Below are 16,496 nucleotides of genomic sequence, written 5' to 3'. Positions count from 1 at the left end.
ACACAGAAAGCAGGGCTGCTACCAGCACCAGCACCAACCCCAGCACCAGCACCAGCCCCAGCACCGAACCTCAAGCGCTGTGGTCAGCGATCGCCTTCTGCGCGAGCTCGGCGTAGACCCATCCGAGGTCGTAGCCGGCCGCCTCGAGGGCCTGCGGCACCAGCGACGTCTCGGTGAGCCCGGGCAGCACGTTGACCTCGAGGAACCACGGCGTCCCGGCCGCGTCGACGATGATGTCGACGCGTGACAGGTGGCGAAGCCCGAGGGCCTCGTGCGCGGCCACCGCAGCGGCGGCGGCAGCCTCGGCAACCGACGACGACAGGCGGGCGGGCGTGAAGAAGCGGGTCTCCCCCGCGTTGTACCGCGCCTCGAAGCCGTAGAACCCCGACGTCGGCACGATCTCGACGGCCGGCAGGGCTACGGGGCCGTCGCCCGTGTCGATCACTCCGATGGCGATTTCGGTGCCGACGATCTTCTGCTCGACGATGACGTCTTCGCAGTACGTGTAGGCATCGACCATGGCGCGGGGCAGACCAGCGACGGTGTCGACGACCGTCACACCCTGCGCTGATCCGCCGCGGGCCGGCTTCACGACGACGGGCACCGGGTGCTCTTCGGCGATCGCCTCGAGCACGCCGGCGGCGCCGAGCTCGCGGAACGAGTCGTGCGACAGGGTGATGCTCCGCGGAGTGTGAATGCCGGCACGGGCGACGAGGGCCTTGGCTGTCGGTTTGTCCCAGGCGAGGCGAGCTGCAGTTGCGCGAGACCCGACGAACGGGATGTCGACGGCCTCCATCAGGCCGCGCAGTGCACCGTCTTCGCCGCTCGCCCCGTGGAGGACCGGCCACACGACGTCGGGGCGGGTCGTGCGGAGGTGCTCGAGCAGTGTGGCATCGGGGTCACGCAGCTCGACCTTCACCCCGTGCGACACCAGGCTGTCGGCCACGCGTCGGCCGGAGCGGAGCGAGACGTCGCGTTCGTGGCTGATTCCGCCCGCCAGGACGGTCACGGTTCGGAGGGAGGCGGGGACGAGGGGCGTGGTCATGAGAGTGGCGCCTTCATTTCGGTGCGTGGGGCTGGATCCTGCGTTTTTGCTGGTCAGAGAGTGTTCGGCGGCGGGTTGCCGACACTCTGACGCGAGGGAGTCTGCGTGGTCATCGACGCACCCGAGAAAGTGCGCAGCAGATCGAGCTCGCCGTTGATGACGGTGGCGAGACGTGAGACTCCGAGGCGGATCGACTCGGGCGTCGGGTAGCAGAAGGAGAGACGGATGTTGTTGCGACCCTGACCGTCGGAGAAGAACGCCGTGCCGGGCGTGTACGCGACCAGCTCTTTCACTGCGCGCGGCAGCATGGCCTTCGCGTCGAGCTCGTCGGGCAGGGTGACCCAGACGAAGAAGCCGCCGTCGGGTTTGGTCCACGAGAGGCTGGGCAGGTACTCCCCCAGCGCCGAGAGCATCGCGTCACGACGTTCGGCGTAGATTCCGCGGAAGGTGTTTATCTGGCCCTTCCAGTCGGTCTGGTCGAGATACTCGGTGATGACGAACTGACCGAACGACGACGGCGAGAGCGTGGCCGACTCGTTGGCGAGAATCAGCTTCTCGCGGATGGCGTGGGGGGCGAGTGCCCAGCCGACCCGGAAGCCCGGCGCCAGCGTCTTCGAGAACGAGCCGAGATAGATGACTCCCTCGTCGTCGACCGAGCGCATTGCCTGGGGTGCCGGCTGGTCGAAGTAGAGCAGACCGTACGGGTTGTCTTCGAGCACGAGGATGCCGTGCGACCGGCAGATGTCTAGGATCTCGAGGCGACGAGCCCAGGTCAGAGTGACGCCCGCGGGGTTGTGGAAGTTGGGGATCGTGTACAGGAACTTGATCGGCTTGCCCGCGGCTTCGAGAGCGGTGATCGCTTGGCGAAGGGCCTCAGGATCCAGCCCCTCGTCGTCCATCTCGACGTGTACGACGTCCGCTTGATAGGCGCGGAACACGCCTAGCGCACCGACGTAGCTCGGAGACTCGGCCAGCACCACGTCACCGGGGTTGATGAACAGGCGCGTGACGAGGTCGAGGGCCTGCTGCGAGCCGGTGGTGACGACGACGTTGTCGGCACTCCCCCGGATGCCCTCCATGGCCATGATCTCCATGATGTGCTCGCGGATCGCCGGGGTGCCCTGGCCGGAGCCGTACTGCAGGGCCATTGCGCCGTTGTCGCGCATGACCTTCTCGATCGAACCCATCACCATCTCTTTGGGCAGGGCCGAGACGAAGGGCATGCCGCCGGCCAGGGAGACGACCTCGGGGCGGGAGGCGACGGCGAACAGGGCCCGGACCTCAGAGGCGCTGAGGCCTGCGGTGCGGTCGGCGTAGCTGTCGTACCACGGATCGAGGTTGGTGCCCTGGTTGGTCATGCGATGCCCTGTCTGTGTGAGGGGTTTCGGTCAAGGTTAGTGAGTTAACAAAAGAAAGCCCGCCCAGCGTGGTTGCTGGGCGGGCTTTCTGACGGTTGTCTACGCCAGGAAGTCCGCCAGGTCGGCCTCGAGGGCCGGCTTGGGCTTGGCGCCGATGACGGTCTTGACGACCTCGCCACCGCGGTAGACCTTCATCGCGGGGATGGAGGTGATCTGGTACTTCATCGCGGTCTGCGGGTTGTCGTCGACGTTGAGCTTGACGATCTTGATCTTGTCGGAGTGCTCCGACGCGATCTGGTCGAGGATCGGCGAGACGGCGCGGCACGGGCCACACCACTCGGCCCAGAAGTCGACGAGGATCGTCTCGTCGGAGTTGAGGACTTCGGCCTCGAAGTTGGCGTCGGTGACTGCTGTTGCGGTGCTCATAATGTTCCCCTTTCGTGGAGAGTCAAAGATGGTGAAGCGAGAGGGTCAGGCGGCCTGAATCAGGCGCTGACGGTGACGGGCTCGGCGGGCTGCTCACCCAGGGCCTGGGCCACGAGCTGCTGGTCGAGACCGGCGAGGTAGTGCTCGACGTCAAGGGCGGCGACGGTACCGGAACCGGCGGCGGTGATCGCTTGACGGTAGGTGATGTCGATCACGTCGCCCGCGGCGAAGACGCCGGGGAGGTTGGTCTTCGACGAGCGACCCTGGACCGCGATCGTGCCGTCTTCGGTGAGGTCGAGCTGACCGTGCACGAGGTGCGTGCGCGGGTCGTTGCCGATCGCGATGAAGAGGCCCTCGAGGTCGAGGTGCGATTCGGTGCCGTCGACGGTGTCGGTCAGCGTGACGCCGGCCGCCTTCTCGTCGCCCGTGATCGCCGTGACCGTCTTGTTCCAGAGGAACTCGATCTTCTCGTTGGCGAACGCGCGATCTTGCATGATCTTGGAGGCACGGAGGGTGTCGCCGCGGTGGATGACGTAGACCTTGGTTGCGAAGCGCGTGAGGAACGTCGCCTCTTCCATAGCCGAGTCGCCGCCGCCGACGACCGCGATCTCTTTCTGCTTGAAGAAGAAGCCGTCGCAGGTGGCGCACCACGAGACACCGCGGCCCGACAGACGCTCTTCGTCGGCGAGACCGAGCTTGCGGTAGGCCGACCCGGTCGCGTAGATGACGGTGAGTGCCTCTTCGACGGCTCCCGAGCCCAGCGTGACCTTCTTGACGTCACCGGACAGGTCGACGCTGACGACGTCGTCGAGCAGAACCTCCGCGCCGAACTTCTCGGCCTGCTCCTGCATCTTGAACATGAGCTCGGGGCCCTGCAGACCGTCGGGGAAACCGGGGAAGTTCTCGATCTCGGTGGTCTTCATGAGCTCACCACCCGCCTCGACGGAACTGGCGACCACAAGGGGCGCGAGACCGGCTCGACCGGCGTAGATCGCAGCGGTGTAACCGGCTGGGCCGGAACCGATGATGATGACCTGGCGCATTCGGAACCTTTCGATTGGGTGGCAGATCGAATTGGCCGATCGCCTGTGCGGTGAAACCCATCCTAACTTCCGGTTATTCCGCGCGTCCGCGCGCTCACAGGCGGCGTCAAGACAGCGGGCCAGGGCGCAGGATCCGGGGGAACGCCGCGGGTGGTCAGCGCAGGGAGCCGCTTAGCGCCGCAGCAGCCTCCGTGCCTTGCGGAAGACCGGCTGCGTCATGGCCGACAGCTCGGGAATCCGGGCGCCGGTCAGGAGGAGGAAGTACACGAACACCATGATGAAGCCGGCGACCAGCATCGTGATCAGGGCACTGGCCGGGTTGGATTGTCCGAAGCCGTCGGGGCTGTAACCCCCCATACCGGATACGACGAGGAAGCCGATCGCGCCAGCAATGAGCGAGAACAGCAGGAACTGCACGTGGCGGCGCAGCACCCAGCGGCCGTCCATGCCACCGAGCTTGCGGCTGACGAGGCGGAGCGCCACGACCGTCTGGGCGCTGCCGGCGATCGAGGTGGCGACGGCAATTGCGACGGCGATGCGATCGGCCGGCACCGTAACCGAGCAGACGACCACGATCGCGACGAAGACGCCCGACTGGATGAGCTGCAAGAAGAAGACGGTGCGCTGATCGTGGAACGCGAAGAAGACCCGCTGCACCAAAAACAGGATGCTGAAGAGGATGAGCCCGGGCATGAACGCCAGGATGACGTGGGCCATCGACTCGACGTTCGCGAACTCCGACTCGTAGATGCGGGCGAAGGGGAAGGCGACGACCGAGATGGCTACCGTTGCGAAGACGATGAAGAGGCCGATGGTGCGCATCGAGTCGGAGAGGTTGTTGCGGACGGCCCGACGGTCGCCGCGATCGGCGTGCTTGGTCATGCTCGTGAAGTAGGCCGTGGCGATCGACACGGTGACGATGCCGTGCGGCAGGAAGAAGATCAGCCAGGACGCCGCGAGGGTCGCGTTGGACGCGCCGACGTCGGTGCCGAGCGACGCGACGCGACTCTGGATGATGCCGGCGAGCTGGGTGACCAGGATCAACGCGAACATCCAGCCGGCTGCGCGACCGGTGTCGCGGAGGCCCACCCCGCGCCAGTGGAAGTCGGGCGAGAAGGTCAGGCCGGCCTTCTTCCAGAAGAAGAGGAGGAACCCCGCCTGAGCCGCGACTCCGAGGGTCGCCGTGCCCGCGAGCACGACGGTCTTGGCGGTCGTCCAGTCGTCGACGAGGGTGTTGCGCGATCCGAACAGCACGATGAAGACGACGAGCCCGAGGATCGCGACGACGTTGTTGACCACGGGAGCCCAGGTGAACGGGCCGAAGACTTGACGAGCGTTGAGGATCTCGCTGAGCAGCGAGAAGACCGCGTAGAAGAGGATCTGCGGCAGACACCAGTAGGCGAAGGCCGTGGCCAGGACGATGCCGCGCTCGGTGAAGCCCGCTCCCCCGTCGGCCCCTCTCGACGAGGCGTAGAGGTTCACTAAGAAGGGCGCTGCCAGGGTGGCTATCAGCGCGACGGCGACGAAGGCGGCGAGACCGAGCGTGACGATCTTGTTGATATACGTCTGACCACCGTCGGCGCCCTTGCTCGCGCGGACGATCTGCGGGATCAGGACTGCGCTGAGGAGGCCACCCGCGACCAACGCGTAGATGGTGTTCGGCAGCTGGTTCGAGACGGCGAAGGCGTCTGCCACGCTGCTCCCGCCCTGGCCGATCGCGACGGCGAGCACGGCCGTCTTCGCGAAGCCGAGCACGCGCGAGATGATCGTGCCCGAGGCGAGCAGGGCGCTCGCACTGCCGAGGCTGCGCGGAGCGGGCGTGCGGATGACGGGGATGACGCCGGTCGAGGGGTCAGGATCCGACGCGGACGCGCTGGTGGGATCGATGGCGGTCACTCGTCGGTCACTTTCGCCGTGGGATCCTTCGTGTCTGATTGTGCGGGTGCCTCGGCGGCGCCGGCGGTCGCGCCGCGCCCGCGGCGACGCCGGCGGATGTTGCGGTAGATGCCGCCGCCGAACAGGGCGATGACGGCGGCTGCGAAGACGAGGGTGATCAGGGTCTCCCAGCCGGCACGCACATTGATCTCGACCTGCGAGGGCGTGGAGATGGTGGTTCCGTCGCTGCTCGACAGCGTGAGTGTGAGAGTGACCTTGCCGTTTGCGACCGACTGAACCGGCACGGTCACGCTCGTGCGCGACTTGGCCTGGATGGTCACCGCGACGTCGTTCTTCTCGACGTTGAGGTAGCCGTTCGAAGGGACGACGCGGAGCTTCACCACCGCTGCCGAGTCGGTGTCGTTCTGCAGCGAGATCGGGAGTGACGACCGGTCGCCGAGCACGTTGATCGGGCTGCCGTCGACGACCGAGATCTGGCGGGTGATCGAGTCGGCCCGCGTGACGGCCTTGGTGATCTCGGTCTTCAGGCCGCTGATGTTGCCGCTCCACGCGTTCGACGACAGCGCGAGCATGCGCAGGCGCTCTTTCGCGGTGACGACGGCGGGCTCTTTCAGAGCGGAGGCGAATTCGGCGACGTCTCTGTCGGCCTCGATGAGAGGACGGAGGGCGTCGACCCGGGCCTTGGCGGCCGACTTCGACTGGAGCGACGCGCTGGAGGACGTCGCACTCAGGGCTCGGGTCAGCGTGTTCGGCTTCGTCCAGGTCAGCTTCGACAGCGCGCGGAGCGTCGACTCGAGGCGGGAGCCGGTCGTGGCCCAGTCGCGACCGACCGTCGCGAAGAGAGCGCGGGCGTCGCTCGGCCGTTCGTGCGTGAGGGTGGCGAGCTCTGCCGACAACTCGGCGATGTCACCGCGCCACTCCGGGGTCGTCTCGGCCGAGACGGCGTCTCGCAGGAGGCCCGAGAGAGTGGAGTCGGAGACGAGCGCCCCGCGCCCGCTGATCGTCGTGGCCGCGTTCTCGGTCGCAGTGCCACGCAACTTGACGTTCGTGCTGGAGAGGATCGTCGTCGAGTAGCCGCTGGAGGAGAAGACGGGGAGGTCGTCGGATGAGACGGTGCCCTCGATCGGCCAGGCGACGCCGTCCTGGGTGTAGTCAAAGGCGAGGAGCGAGTCGGTGGTAGGCACCTCGGAGGTCGGCGGGATCGTGGTCGCGGTGGGGTCGGGAGTCGCGGTGCTGCCGGTGCCGGTGGAGTCGGGGGCGGTTGTGCCGGATCCTGAGGTCGCTGTGGCGGAGGGGGCGTCGGACGCCGGGCTCGCCGACTGCTCGGAGGTATAGGAGTCGGGCTCGCTCTTCTGCTGCGCAGCGATCTCGGCGTCGAAGTCGATGGGAGTGGCGAGGGTGGTGGCTCCGGCCTGGCGCGTGCCCGAGATGTCGGAGTCGGCGTAGGCGAGGGCGAACGTCTGGTTGGGAGAGGTCTCGAGCCGATGCAGCCACTCGACGGCCGACGGCGGAGCGACGTTGCCGAGGATTCGGATGGACGCGAGGATCATCGGGTCGATGCCGAGGGCCACCGTGCGGCCGCGAACGGCATCGAGCTCTTGCGTCAGGATGCCGTTGCGCGAGGTGTACGACGCCAGGGCCTCGGCGGAGATGAGCCCGCTGGTCGACTCGGGCACCGTGATCGGCACGGCGATCGCCAGACCCGTCGGCTCGAAGCTGTCGTTCGGGTAGTAGACGACGCTGGAGTGCGCCTCGGTGATGTCGATGCCGTCGGCGCTGTACCGCGCGCCGAACGCCTTCGCGCCCCAGTCGGATCCGGCGAACGACAGCGTCGACTCGGGGATCGTGACGGGAACCGAGGCGCTGGTGCTGCCGGCCGCGAGAGCGGGAACGGTGACGGTCGTCATGAACGAGCCGAGGGCATCGGTCACGTCAGAGGGCGAGCGGTCGAACCACGACTCGATCTGATCGCGGCTGGCAAAGGTCGCCCGGTCGAGATAGAGACGAACCGCCCCCTCGCCCAGATCGTCGTCGGTGCCGTTGGTCACGGTGATCGTGGCCTTGAGGTCGTCGCCCTCTTCGATCACGCCGCTGGCCGCGGGCGCGACCGACACCGTGACGTCGTCGCCGGTTGCCGCGTCGGCAGGGCTCGACGACATGCCCGGCAGACCGGCCACGAGGGCGACGGCGGCCAGGAATGTGACGGCGGCGGCGGCAATTTTTCTCATAGATAAGGAGTGCGCCCTGCGAGCGGTGGATCTCGTGCGGGCAGGCACGAGTCTAGAGAAAGACTCCAAGGAACCCTGGGCGCCGTGCCTATGGCAAGCTTGGTCGTCATGGATTCCGTCGCGGAAGCACTCGAACGACTCGGCCAGCTCGCCGAGACGAGCCGTGTCGACCGCCTCGCTCGGGCCTTCCACAAGGCCGGTCACGAACTGGCCCTCGTCGGCGGACCGGTGCGCGACGCCTTTCTCGGCCGCCGGGTCAACGACCTCGACTTCACCACCTCCGCCACCCCCGACGAGATCCTCGCGATCGTCGTGCCGATCGCCGAAGCCCACTGGGATGTCGGTCGCGCTTTCGGCACCATCGCCGCCCGCATCGAGGGCGAGACCGTCGAGATCACGACGTACCGGAGCGACGTCTACGACGGCGAGACGCGCAAGCCCGAGGTCGAATTCGGCGACACCCTCGAGGGCGACCTGATCCGCCGCGACTTCACCGTCAACTCGATGGCGCTGCGCCTGCCCGAGCGGGTGCTGGTCGACCCGTCCGGAGGCGTCGAGCACCTCCTTGCACGCACCCTCGAGACGCCGGGCACCGCGGTCAACTCGTTCCGCGACGATCCCCTCCGCATGATGCGCGCGGCCCGCTTCACCTCGCAGCTCGGCTTCACCGTCTCCCCCGCCGTGCTCGCGGCCATGACCGACCGCGCCTCGACCCTGTCGATCGTGTCGATCGAGCGGGTCAACGACGAGCTCTCGAAGCTCCTCAAGACGAAGGATCCCGTGCCCGGCGTCCGCCTGCTCGTCGAATCGGGCATAGCCGACCTCGTTCTCCCCGAACTCCCCGCGATGATCCTCGAGCGCGATGAGCACCACCACCACAAAGACGTCTTCGAGCACAGCCTCACCGTGCTGACCCAGGCGATCGGCTACGAGGCCGAGCGCCACCCGGGCGATGCCCCCGACCTCACCCTCCGGCTCGCGGCCCTGCTGCACGACTGCGGCAAGCCGGCCACCCGCCGCCTCGAGCCGGGCGGAGTCGTCACCTTCCACCACCACGACGTCGTCGGAGCCAAGCTCGCCAAGAAGCGCCTGAAGGCGCTTCGCTTTGACAACGACACGATCGCGGCCGTCTACCGGCTGATCGAGCTGCACCTCCGCTTCTTCGGCTACACCGAGGGCGCCTGGACCGACTCGGCCGTTCGGCGCTACGTGCGCGACGCCGGCGACCAGCTCGAACGTCTGCACATGCTGACCCGCGCCGACGTCACCACGCGCAACCGCCGCAAGGCCGATCGCCTCGGCTTCGCCTACGACGACCTCGAGACGCGCATCGCCGAGCTGCGCGAGCAGGAAGAGCTCGACTCCCTCCGCCCCGACCTCGACGGCGTGCAGATCCAAGAGATCCTCGGCATCAAGCCGTCGCGCGAGGTCGGCGAGGCGTACCGCTATCTCCTCGAGCTGCGCACGGAGGAGGGGCCCCTCGGCGCCGAAGAGGCCACGAGGCGGTTGCTCACCTGGTGGTCAGAGCGCTGACCCGGTAGGCTGTCAAGGTTGCTTACGGTGGGCGCGGATCCTTCGCGCCTTCCCCGAGCAGCTATGCAACTACCCTCCTGCCACAGAAATACTGTGGCCGTTAAGTCCGAAGGAGGTGGGTTAGACATGCATCAGTACGAATTGATGGTGATCCTTGACCCCGAGATCGACGAGCGCACTGTCGCTCCGAGCTTGGACAAGTTCCTCAACGTCATCCGCAACGACGGTGGATCGATCGACAACATCGACATCTGGGGCCGTCGTCGCCTGGCCTACGAGATCGCGAAGAAGACCGAGGGCATCTACGCCGTCGTCAACCTGACTGCGAACCCCGACGCCACCAAAGAGCTCGACCGTCAGCTCGGTCTCTCCGAGGCCGTTCTGCGCACCAAGGTCCTCCGCGCTGAAGAAGGCATCGAGATGGTCGCCAAGGCCAAGAAGCTCGCCGACGAGAAGGCCGCCCGCAAGGCTGCCGCTCCCGCCAAGGCGCCCGCCGCAGCTACGGCTGCCGAGTAGTCATGGCCGGCGAAACCGTCATCACCGTCGTGGGCAACCTGACTTCCGACCCCGAGCTGCGCTACACGCAGAACGGTCTCGCAGTCGCGAACTTCACGATCGCGTCGACCCCTCGCACGTTCGACCGCGCGTCGAACGAGTGGAAGGACGGCGAGGCGCTCTTCCTGCGTGCCAGTGTGTGGCGCGAGTTCGCCGAGCACGTCGCCTCCTCGCTGACGAAGGGCTCCCGCGTCATGGCGCAGGGTCGCCTGAAGCAGCGCTCGTACGAGACCAAAGAGGGCGAAAAGCGCACCTCGATGGAGCTCGAGATCGACGAGATCGGCCCCTCGCTCCGCTACGCCACCGCTCAGGTGACTCGTGCCTCGTCGTCTCGCGACGGCGCCGGCGGCGGGTCGTTCGGCGGCGGTCGTCCGCAGGGCCAGGGTGCAGTCGGCGGAGGCCAGCAGGCCCCGGCCGGCGAGCCGTGGGGTCAGCCCGCGGGTGCCGGTGCGTCACAGGGCGGCAACACGTCGTCCGGTGATGTCTGGAACACCCCCGGCGGTGGCGGCACCTACAACGACGAGACGCCTTTCTAGGCCCTCGATCCTCTTCACTTCTTAAGACTGAAAGCAGAACACAATGGCTGGAAAGAGCAGCGGCGACCGCCGCAAGCCCCTCCGCGGAAAGGGCGGCAAGAACGCCGCTCCCGCGAAGGCGATCCGCGTCGGCGTCATCGACTACAAAGATGTCGCGACCCTTCGCAAGTTCATCTCCGAGCGCGGAAAAATCCGTGCTCGCCGCATCACCGGCGTCTCCGTCCAGGAGCAGCGCCTCATCGCCCGTGCCGTGAAGAACGCCCGTGAAATGGCGCTCCTCCCCTACGCCGGCTCCGGCCGCTGATCCGCTAGGGAGTAGCGAATGTCCAAGGTAATCCTCATCCACGAGGTCTCCGGCCTCGGTTCGGCCGGCGATGTCGTCGACGTCAAGAACGGTTACGCCCGCAACTACCTCGTGCCCCAGGGCTTCGGCGTCGTGTGGACCCGTGGCGGCGAGAAGCAGGTCGAGCAGATCAAGTCGGCCCGCGCCTCGCGCGAGCTCAAGACGATCGAGGAGGCGAAAGACATGAAGGCCCGCCTCGAGGCCGTCAAGATCACGCTTCCTGTCAAGACCGGTACCGGCGGGCGCCTCTTCGGCTCCGTCAAGCCGGCTGACGTCGCCAACGCCGTCTCGGCGCAGGGCGTCGGCACGATCGACAAGCGCAAGGTCGAGATCCCCAACGCCATCAAGCTGACCGGTGAGCACGAAGCCACCATCCGTCTGCGTGAAGACGTTGTCGCCACGATCGCCCTTCTGGTCGTCGCAGCGAAGTAACACCTCCTCTGCGCCTCGCAGAGACCCAGTAGCGGGAGACACTCCGGTGTCTGCCGCTACTGGCGTTTAAGGGCCCCGCAACCCGGTCTGATCGACGGGTACAGACGTGCTGGAGCTACCCCCGCAGGGGACAGGCTGTCAAGTGTTTTGTGCACAGGGGCGACTTGTTTCCGCAACCTTCAACCCCGCATTCACACAACTTTGCGCACAGCCTCTGTGGAAACAGAAACCCCTGGTCAGGATCCTAAATGGTCACCAATATTCTTTTCTCTCCACAGGTCTGTCCACAGTTCTCCCCAGGTTGCCCCGGCGTTTCTCCCACATTTTCCACAGAGTTATCCACAGGGGCATTTGGTCTCGTGGGGGCCAAGTCTCTATGGTGTGACAGCGCCCCTCAGCGGGCCAGCGATCATCGCCCGACACGATGGCTCAGGGGTGTTTACTGCCTGTGATCTCGGGGAGTTCTGCCGTGCCCGGCGGCGTGGTCGTCGTGCTCTTCGGCTGTGGTGTCGGAGGGTGGCGGTAGAACGGATTTTGTTACTCAACGTTTGCAGGAGGCCCCCGTGTCGATAGCCCATCTTGGTCTCGCGCCCAACGCTTCCGGCGACGGTCGAGGCGACAAGCCGGGTTACGACGGCGGCAACGGTGGCGGCTACGACCGCCGCACTCCCCCGCACGACCTCCTCGCCGAGCAGAGCACCATCGGCGGCATGCTGCTGTCGAAAGACGCCACCGCCGACGTGATCGAGACGGTGCGCTCGGCCGACTTCTACTTGCCGAAGCACGAGGTCATCTTCAACGCGCTGCTCGGGCTGTACTCGCACGGCGAGCCGACCGACGTGATCGCGGTCACCGACGAGCTCACCAAGGCGGGCGAGCTCAGCCGCGCCGGCGGGGCCGAATACCTGCACACGCTCACCGGGCTTGTGCCGACCGCAGCGAATGCCGGGTACTACGCGTCGATCGTCGCCGAGAAGGCAGTCCTGCGCCGCCTCGTGGAGGCCGGCACGCGCATCGTGCAGATGGGCTACGCCAGCGAGGGCGAGGTCATCGACCTGGTCAACAACGCGCAGGCCGAGGTCTACAACGTCGCCGGTGGCGTGCAAACCGAAGACTACGTGCCGCTCACCGACGCCGTCACGGTCGCCATCGACGAGATCGAGGCCGCCAAGGGTCGCGACGGTCAGATGACGGGCGTGCCGACCGGCTTCGCCCAGCTCGACGCCCTCACCAACGGCCTGCACCCCGGCCAGCTGATCATCGTCGCCGCGCGCCCCGCCCTCGGTAAGTCGACGCTCGCCCTCGACCTGTGCCGTGCCGCGTCGATCAAGTACGACCAGCCCTCCGTCTTCTTCTCACTCGAGATGGGGCGCTCCGAGATCGCGATGCGCCTGCTCTCGGCCGAGTCGAGCGTGCCCCTGCAAAACATGCGAAAGGGCACCGTCGACGCCCGCGACTGGACCACCATCGCCCAGACCCGGGGTCGCATCAACGACGCCCCCTTCTACATCGACGACTCCCCCAACATGACGCTCGTCGAGATCCGCGCCAAGTGCCGTCGCCTCAAGCAGCAGGTCGGCCTCAAACTCGTCGTGATCGACTACCTCCAGCTGATGACCTCGGGCAAGAAGGTCGAGAGCCGCCAGCAGGAGGTCTCGGAGTTCTCACGTGCCCTCAAGCTCATGGCGAAAGAGCTGCAGGTGCCCGTCATCGCCCTCTCGCAGCTCAACCGTGGCCCCGAGCAGCGTGCCGATAAGAAGCCCGCGATCAGCGACCTCCGCGAGTCGGGTTCGCTCGAGCAAGACGCCGACATGGTCATCCTGCTCCACCGCGAGTCGGCCTACGAGAAAGACAACCCGCGCCAGGGCGAGGCCGACTTTATCGTCGCCAAGCACCGCAACGGCCCGACCGACACCATCACCGTGGCCTTCCACGGCATGTTCTCGCGGTTTGTGGATATGCCTAGCGCTTAGTTTGTCGCCTGTAGGGTCCGGGTGATAACTGCAGTCTGCCTAAGCGCATTGCAGTGAGGTTGCACGTCCTCGATAACTGATTGCGGCTCAACTGCACCTGATGCTGACACGGGTCCTCGCGAGAGCGCCGGCTATCGGTGGACCCTTTTGGGTGCGGACGGTCCTCTCCGAAGAGCTTCGATGCCTTTTCCAGGATCGCGACTTCCTCCTCGAGCTGTTGGATCCGTTTCTTCGCTTTGGCCCGCTCGATGTTCCCGGCGTGGTGATGCCGGGACGCTCGCCGCGGTCGATCTGGTCCTGACGGACCCACTTATGAATGGCAGCTGCACTCACGCCCAACTCAGCGGCAGCAGTGGCAATCGGGTTGCCGGCCCGGACGAGCGCGACGGCTCTCCTACGGAACTCGTCAGGAAACGGTCGTGGCAGGGCTGAAGCCTCTCAGGACAAGCCCGATCCTCAGACCATTGCGGGTAACCGAACCGTGGGACACGTCTTCGAGTGAACCAAACCGACAGCAGTCCCGAACGGCATACGAACTCCCTAACGCAACAGTTTTGGAACACGTTCTGGGTGCTTTGCATGGCGCTTCGTATGCGGTAGATGGCTGGTGAGCTCGCGGTGTTCCTGAACTGATCGTTTTGGAACACCGTTAGATAGCGGACTCGACGGCAGTTACGCGTCGCTCATCCCCGCTACCCTCGGCTCATGGCACTGGAGAGTGAGCGCTACGTCCTCGACCTCTGCGATGAGGTGCTGGGCACGGCGGGTAGAAGGCAGCACGCCTTCGAGTGGCTTCAAGGTGACCCCTCCCCCAGGACCGGCCGTCGCAAGGCTCTTCCGGTGGATGCGTACTACCCCTTACTGCGCCTCGTGGTGGAGTTCCACGAGAAGCAGCGCTCCGAAGCCGTCAAGCACTTCGACAAGCCGTCTGTACTCACTGTCTCGGGAGTGCATCGCGGCATCCAACGGCGCCTCTACGACGACAGGCGTCGTGAACTTGTCCCAACTCATGGGTTATCACTAGTCATCATCCCCATGAGTGACTTCACGGTGCGTGGTCGGTTCATCGTTAAGCAGCACGAAGCGGACCTCGAGGTTGTTCGCAACGCTCTTCGAGATCACCTATGACTCCTGTACACGGACACCGCGTTGACCGCAATCGAGCAACACCCCACCAAACGTTCTGGAGGACTCCCGCACTATGACTGCCCAAACAGAGGTCCATGCGATCAGCAAGCGCCGGTTTGACGCCTTCGTGGTCTGGGCCCGAGGGACCGGCATGCTGCCCCCAATCACCGAAGTCGAATGGTTGGAGATTCAGCCAGCGAAAGTGCTCGGGACAGTGTTCGTTGATAAGACGGACAGGGATCTTAACAGCGCCGTGCTCGCGCCCGACCTGGCGGGCCGGTACCGCGCGGTAGAGACATTGGAAAGCTACACAGACGTCCGTGAAGTGATAAACGCCACAGCTGCAAGCATGGTTGTAGTCCTTAACGACTACGACAAGGTAAGAACGCAAGGTGACGAGAAGCAAGCGGTGGACTTCTTCGCGAAAGTAGCGAAGGAGAGCAATCTTCACACGCGATTCCAGTACCTCCGAGACAGCACCGGCGCAGTTGCCGCTAGGCGGCTCATCGAGGTCGCGATGCGCTGGTATGAGAACCAGGATGGCTCTTACATCGAACAGTTTCAGACGACGGGCTTCGATGCGCGGGTCTGGGAGCTCTACCTATGGGCAGTGCTGAGAGAGGCGGGCCATCGGGTCGAGCAGCCAAAGCCCGCACCCGACTTCCTTGCTCGGGGCATGGTCGGCGACTTCTACGTGGAAGCCACCACATCGAACCCGCCACCCGCCAACCAGGCCGTACCGCTCCCCAGGAGCGAGAAGGACATCTTCGAGTACATCCACAACTATCTGCCGACTCGATTCTCTGGTCCGCTGTGTAATAAGTTGACCGAGAAGGGGTACTGGACGCGCGAAGGATTTGACCTGACGATCCCGTTCGTCATTGCCATCCAGGACTTCCATCAGCATCTTTCCATGACGTGGAGCCAGTCCGCGCTCTTCGAGTATCTTTACGGCGTGCGTATCGAGGAAAGGGAGTCGGGTGGCGAGGTGCAGAAGGTTGAAGTGCCGGTTGCTCGAATCAAGTGGGGGACGAAAGATTTCTCTTCGGGCTTCTTCAAGCTGCCGGACTCTGAGCGGGTCAGCGCTGTAGCTTTCAATGCCGCGGGAACACTCACGAAATTTAACCGCATGGGCATCGCGGCTGGCATGGGTGATCCGAGTGTGACCGTGCAGCACGAAGGCCGCCGCTTCATGAAAGACGACACCGGAGTCGAAGAGGCGTTCTCGCAGACGGTGACACCGGGGTATGAAGAGGACTGGATCGACGGTCTGACTGTTTTCCACAATCCGAACGCACTCAATCCGCTCCCCTTCGAGGCGTTCCCCGGAGCGGCCCACGTGTTCGAAGAAGACGGCCTTCTCCGTCAGATCTTCCCCGCCGGTCACCTCATCTCCAGTACCTCCAAGATCATTGTTCGAGAGTAGGGCTCTCCGCACACGACTCGACGCTTACCACCGGAAATTGCGAGGCCACGGGATCGACGACCGTCGGAGCCACACGGATCATCATTAGTGATCCCGGAAACTCTTGCCTAGCTTCTACATGGCGGGGTTTTGCTTTCCCTACTGAGAAGCGGTTTTGAGCCACCTCCTGGGCTGTTCCGACCTCATTGTTGAACGAGTCGAAATCCCGACGGTTGAACGAGCGAAGCGAGACGAAACGCGCTCTTAGGAGCTTCTGCCGGTTTTGTGCCAGAAGCAGGCAATTGCGGGTGGGTGTCGACGGTATGCCTAAGAATTATGGCAACGACCAGGAGCGAGATCGCGCCCCGTAGAGTCTGGCCGAAGAACGCGAACGGCATCAGGATCAACGCAATTCAGAGCATCCAACGACGGCAGTTGGGAGGTGGGGCTGCGGTGCGTGTGATATTCGCTTCGCTGCGGTTCGCGTGCTACTCTCCTCGCTCCGCTAACGGCTTGGAGGTACATGCGCGGCCATCAGCGGAGATCCACTATATTGAGCTCGCACGCGTGTTCAACGACCGAAGACGCGCTCAAA

At 65.3% G+C, this 16,496-nt stretch carries 15 protein-coding genes; 8 read left to right on the top strand and 7 right to left on the bottom strand.

The window, feature by feature from the left end:
* Positions 1–70: 70 nt before the first annotated feature.
* The 6 genes from VH571_RS12155 to VH571_RS12130 form a co-directional block, all read right to left on the bottom strand.
* Positions 71–1,045, bottom strand: a complete 975-nt coding sequence (locus VH571_RS12155) for a D-alanine--D-alanine ligase family protein (RefSeq protein WP_423264818.1) — start codon at positions 1,043–1,045, stop codon at positions 71–73.
* A 53-nt stretch (positions 1,046–1,098) separates the two neighbouring features.
* Positions 1,099–2,403, bottom strand: coding sequence for a PLP-dependent aminotransferase family protein (locus VH571_RS12150; RefSeq protein WP_423264817.1), 1,305 nt, complete (start codon positions 2,401–2,403; stop codon positions 1,099–1,101).
* A gap of 99 nt (positions 2,404–2,502) precedes the next feature.
* The gene (gene trxA / locus VH571_RS12145) at positions 2,503–2,829 is read right to left on the bottom strand and encodes a thioredoxin (RefSeq protein ID WP_055964244.1); all 327 of its coding nucleotides are present in this window, start codon (positions 2,827–2,829) and stop codon (positions 2,503–2,505) included.
* Between the two features lie 59 nt (positions 2,830–2,888).
* The gene (gene trxB / locus VH571_RS12140; RefSeq protein WP_423264816.1) at positions 2,889–3,872 is read right to left on the bottom strand and encodes a thioredoxin-disulfide reductase; all 984 of its coding nucleotides are present in this window, start codon (positions 3,870–3,872) and stop codon (positions 2,889–2,891) included.
* 171 nt (positions 3,873–4,043) lie between these two features.
* Positions 4,044–5,768: a murein biosynthesis integral membrane protein MurJ gene (gene murJ, locus VH571_RS12135; protein WP_423264815.1), complete on the bottom strand. Its 1,725-nt coding sequence runs from the start codon at positions 5,766–5,768 to the stop codon at positions 4,044–4,046.
* Positions 5,765–7,996, bottom strand: a complete 2,232-nt coding sequence (locus tag VH571_RS12130) for a DUF6049 family protein (RefSeq protein WP_423264814.1) — start codon at positions 7,994–7,996, stop codon at positions 5,765–5,767. Before VH571_RS12130 ends, murJ begins: the two co-directional genes overlap by 4 nt.
* 108 nt (positions 7,997–8,104) lie before the next feature.
* Between VH571_RS12130 and VH571_RS12125 the strand changes: the two genes are divergently transcribed.
* The 6 genes from VH571_RS12125 to dnaB all read left to right on the top strand — a co-directional run bounded on the left by VH571_RS12125 (position 8,105) and on the right by dnaB (position 13,368).
* Entirely contained in the window at positions 8,105–9,529 is a 1,425-nt protein-coding gene (locus tag VH571_RS12125; protein ID WP_423264813.1) for a CCA tRNA nucleotidyltransferase, read from the top strand.
* Between the two features lie 126 nt (positions 9,530–9,655).
* The gene (gene rpsF / locus VH571_RS12120) at positions 9,656–10,045 is read left to right on the top strand and encodes a 30S ribosomal protein S6 (protein WP_055964237.1); all 390 of its coding nucleotides are present in this window, start codon (positions 9,656–9,658) and stop codon (positions 10,043–10,045) included.
* 2 nt (positions 10,046–10,047) lie between these two features.
* Positions 10,048–10,620, top strand: coding sequence for a single-stranded DNA-binding protein (locus VH571_RS12115; RefSeq protein ID WP_123940088.1), 573 nt, complete (start codon positions 10,048–10,050; stop codon positions 10,618–10,620).
* Between the two features lie 43 nt (positions 10,621–10,663).
* Positions 10,664–10,924, top strand: a complete 261-nt coding sequence (gene rpsR / locus VH571_RS12110) for a 30S ribosomal protein S18 (protein ID WP_055964231.1) — start codon at positions 10,664–10,666, stop codon at positions 10,922–10,924.
* Positions 10,925–10,942: 18 nt separating this feature from the next.
* The gene (gene rplI / locus VH571_RS12105) at positions 10,943–11,395 is read left to right on the top strand and encodes a 50S ribosomal protein L9 (RefSeq protein ID WP_055964228.1); all 453 of its coding nucleotides are present in this window, start codon (positions 10,943–10,945) and stop codon (positions 11,393–11,395) included.
* A gap of 563 nt (positions 11,396–11,958) precedes the next feature.
* Complete coding sequence (dnaB, locus tag VH571_RS12100; protein ID WP_055964225.1) at positions 11,959–13,368, top strand: replicative DNA helicase; 1,410 nt, start codon at positions 11,959–11,961, stop codon at positions 13,366–13,368.
* A gap of 87 nt (positions 13,369–13,455) precedes the next feature.
* Here dnaB and VH571_RS12095 read toward each other — a convergent pair whose 3' ends face one another.
* Positions 13,456–13,794 carry a transposase gene (locus VH571_RS12095; RefSeq protein ID WP_423264876.1) on the bottom strand — a complete coding sequence of 113 codons (339 nt, stop codon included), beginning with the start codon at positions 13,792–13,794 and terminating at the stop codon, positions 13,456–13,458.
* Positions 13,795–14,073: 279 nt separating this feature from the next.
* On the opposite strand from VH571_RS12095, the gene VH571_RS12090 reads away from it, so the two are divergent.
* Together VH571_RS12090 and VH571_RS12085 are read left to right on the top strand one after the other, a co-directional pair.
* Entirely contained in the window at positions 14,074–14,496 is a 423-nt protein-coding gene (locus VH571_RS12090; RefSeq protein ID WP_423264812.1) for a hypothetical protein, read from the top strand.
* Between the two features lie 73 nt (positions 14,497–14,569).
* Positions 14,570–15,922, top strand: a complete 1,353-nt coding sequence (locus VH571_RS12085) for a hypothetical protein (protein ID WP_423264811.1) — start codon at positions 14,570–14,572, stop codon at positions 15,920–15,922.
* Positions 15,923–16,496: the final 574 nt, after the last annotated feature.

The sequence above is a fragment of the Frondihabitans sp. 4ASC-45 genome (assembly GCF_049472575.1).
Classification (GTDB): domain Bacteria; phylum Actinomycetota; class Actinomycetes; order Actinomycetales; family Microbacteriaceae; genus Frondihabitans.
Note: the sequence above shows the minus strand (reverse complement) of the source record. Positions and strands in the feature narration are given on the sequence as shown.

Coding starts and splice junctions, on each gene's coding strand:
- VH571_RS12155 (WP_423264818.1), bottom strand. CDS start 1,045: ATGACCACGCCCCTCGTCCCCGCCTCCCTCCGAACCGTGACCGTCCTG.
- VH571_RS12150 (WP_423264817.1), bottom strand. CDS start 2,403: ATGACCAACCAGGGCACCAACCTCGATCCGTGGTACGACAGCTACGCC.
- trxA (WP_055964244.1), bottom strand. CDS start 2,829: ATGAGCACCGCAACAGCAGTCACCGACGCCAACTTCGAGGCCGAAGTC.
- trxB (WP_423264816.1), bottom strand. CDS start 3,872: ATGCGCCAGGTCATCATCATCGGTTCCGGCCCAGCCGGTTACACCGCT.
- VH571_RS12130 (WP_423264814.1), bottom strand. CDS start 7,996: ATGAGAAAAATTGCCGCCGCCGCCGTCACATTCCTGGCCGCCGTCGCC.
- VH571_RS12125 (WP_423264813.1), top strand. CDS start 8,105: ATGGATTCCGTCGCGGAAGCACTCGAACGACTCGGCCAGCTCGCCGAG.
- rpsF (WP_055964237.1), top strand. CDS start 9,656: ATGCATCAGTACGAATTGATGGTGATCCTTGACCCCGAGATCGACGAG.
- VH571_RS12115 (WP_123940088.1), top strand. CDS start 10,048: ATGGCCGGCGAAACCGTCATCACCGTCGTGGGCAACCTGACTTCCGAC.
- rpsR (WP_055964231.1), top strand. CDS start 10,664: ATGGCTGGAAAGAGCAGCGGCGACCGCCGCAAGCCCCTCCGCGGAAAG.
- rplI (WP_055964228.1), top strand. CDS start 10,943: ATGTCCAAGGTAATCCTCATCCACGAGGTCTCCGGCCTCGGTTCGGCC.
- VH571_RS12090 (WP_423264812.1), top strand. CDS start 14,074: ATGGCACTGGAGAGTGAGCGCTACGTCCTCGACCTCTGCGATGAGGTG.
- VH571_RS12085 (WP_423264811.1), top strand. CDS start 14,570: ATGACTGCCCAAACAGAGGTCCATGCGATCAGCAAGCGCCGGTTTGAC.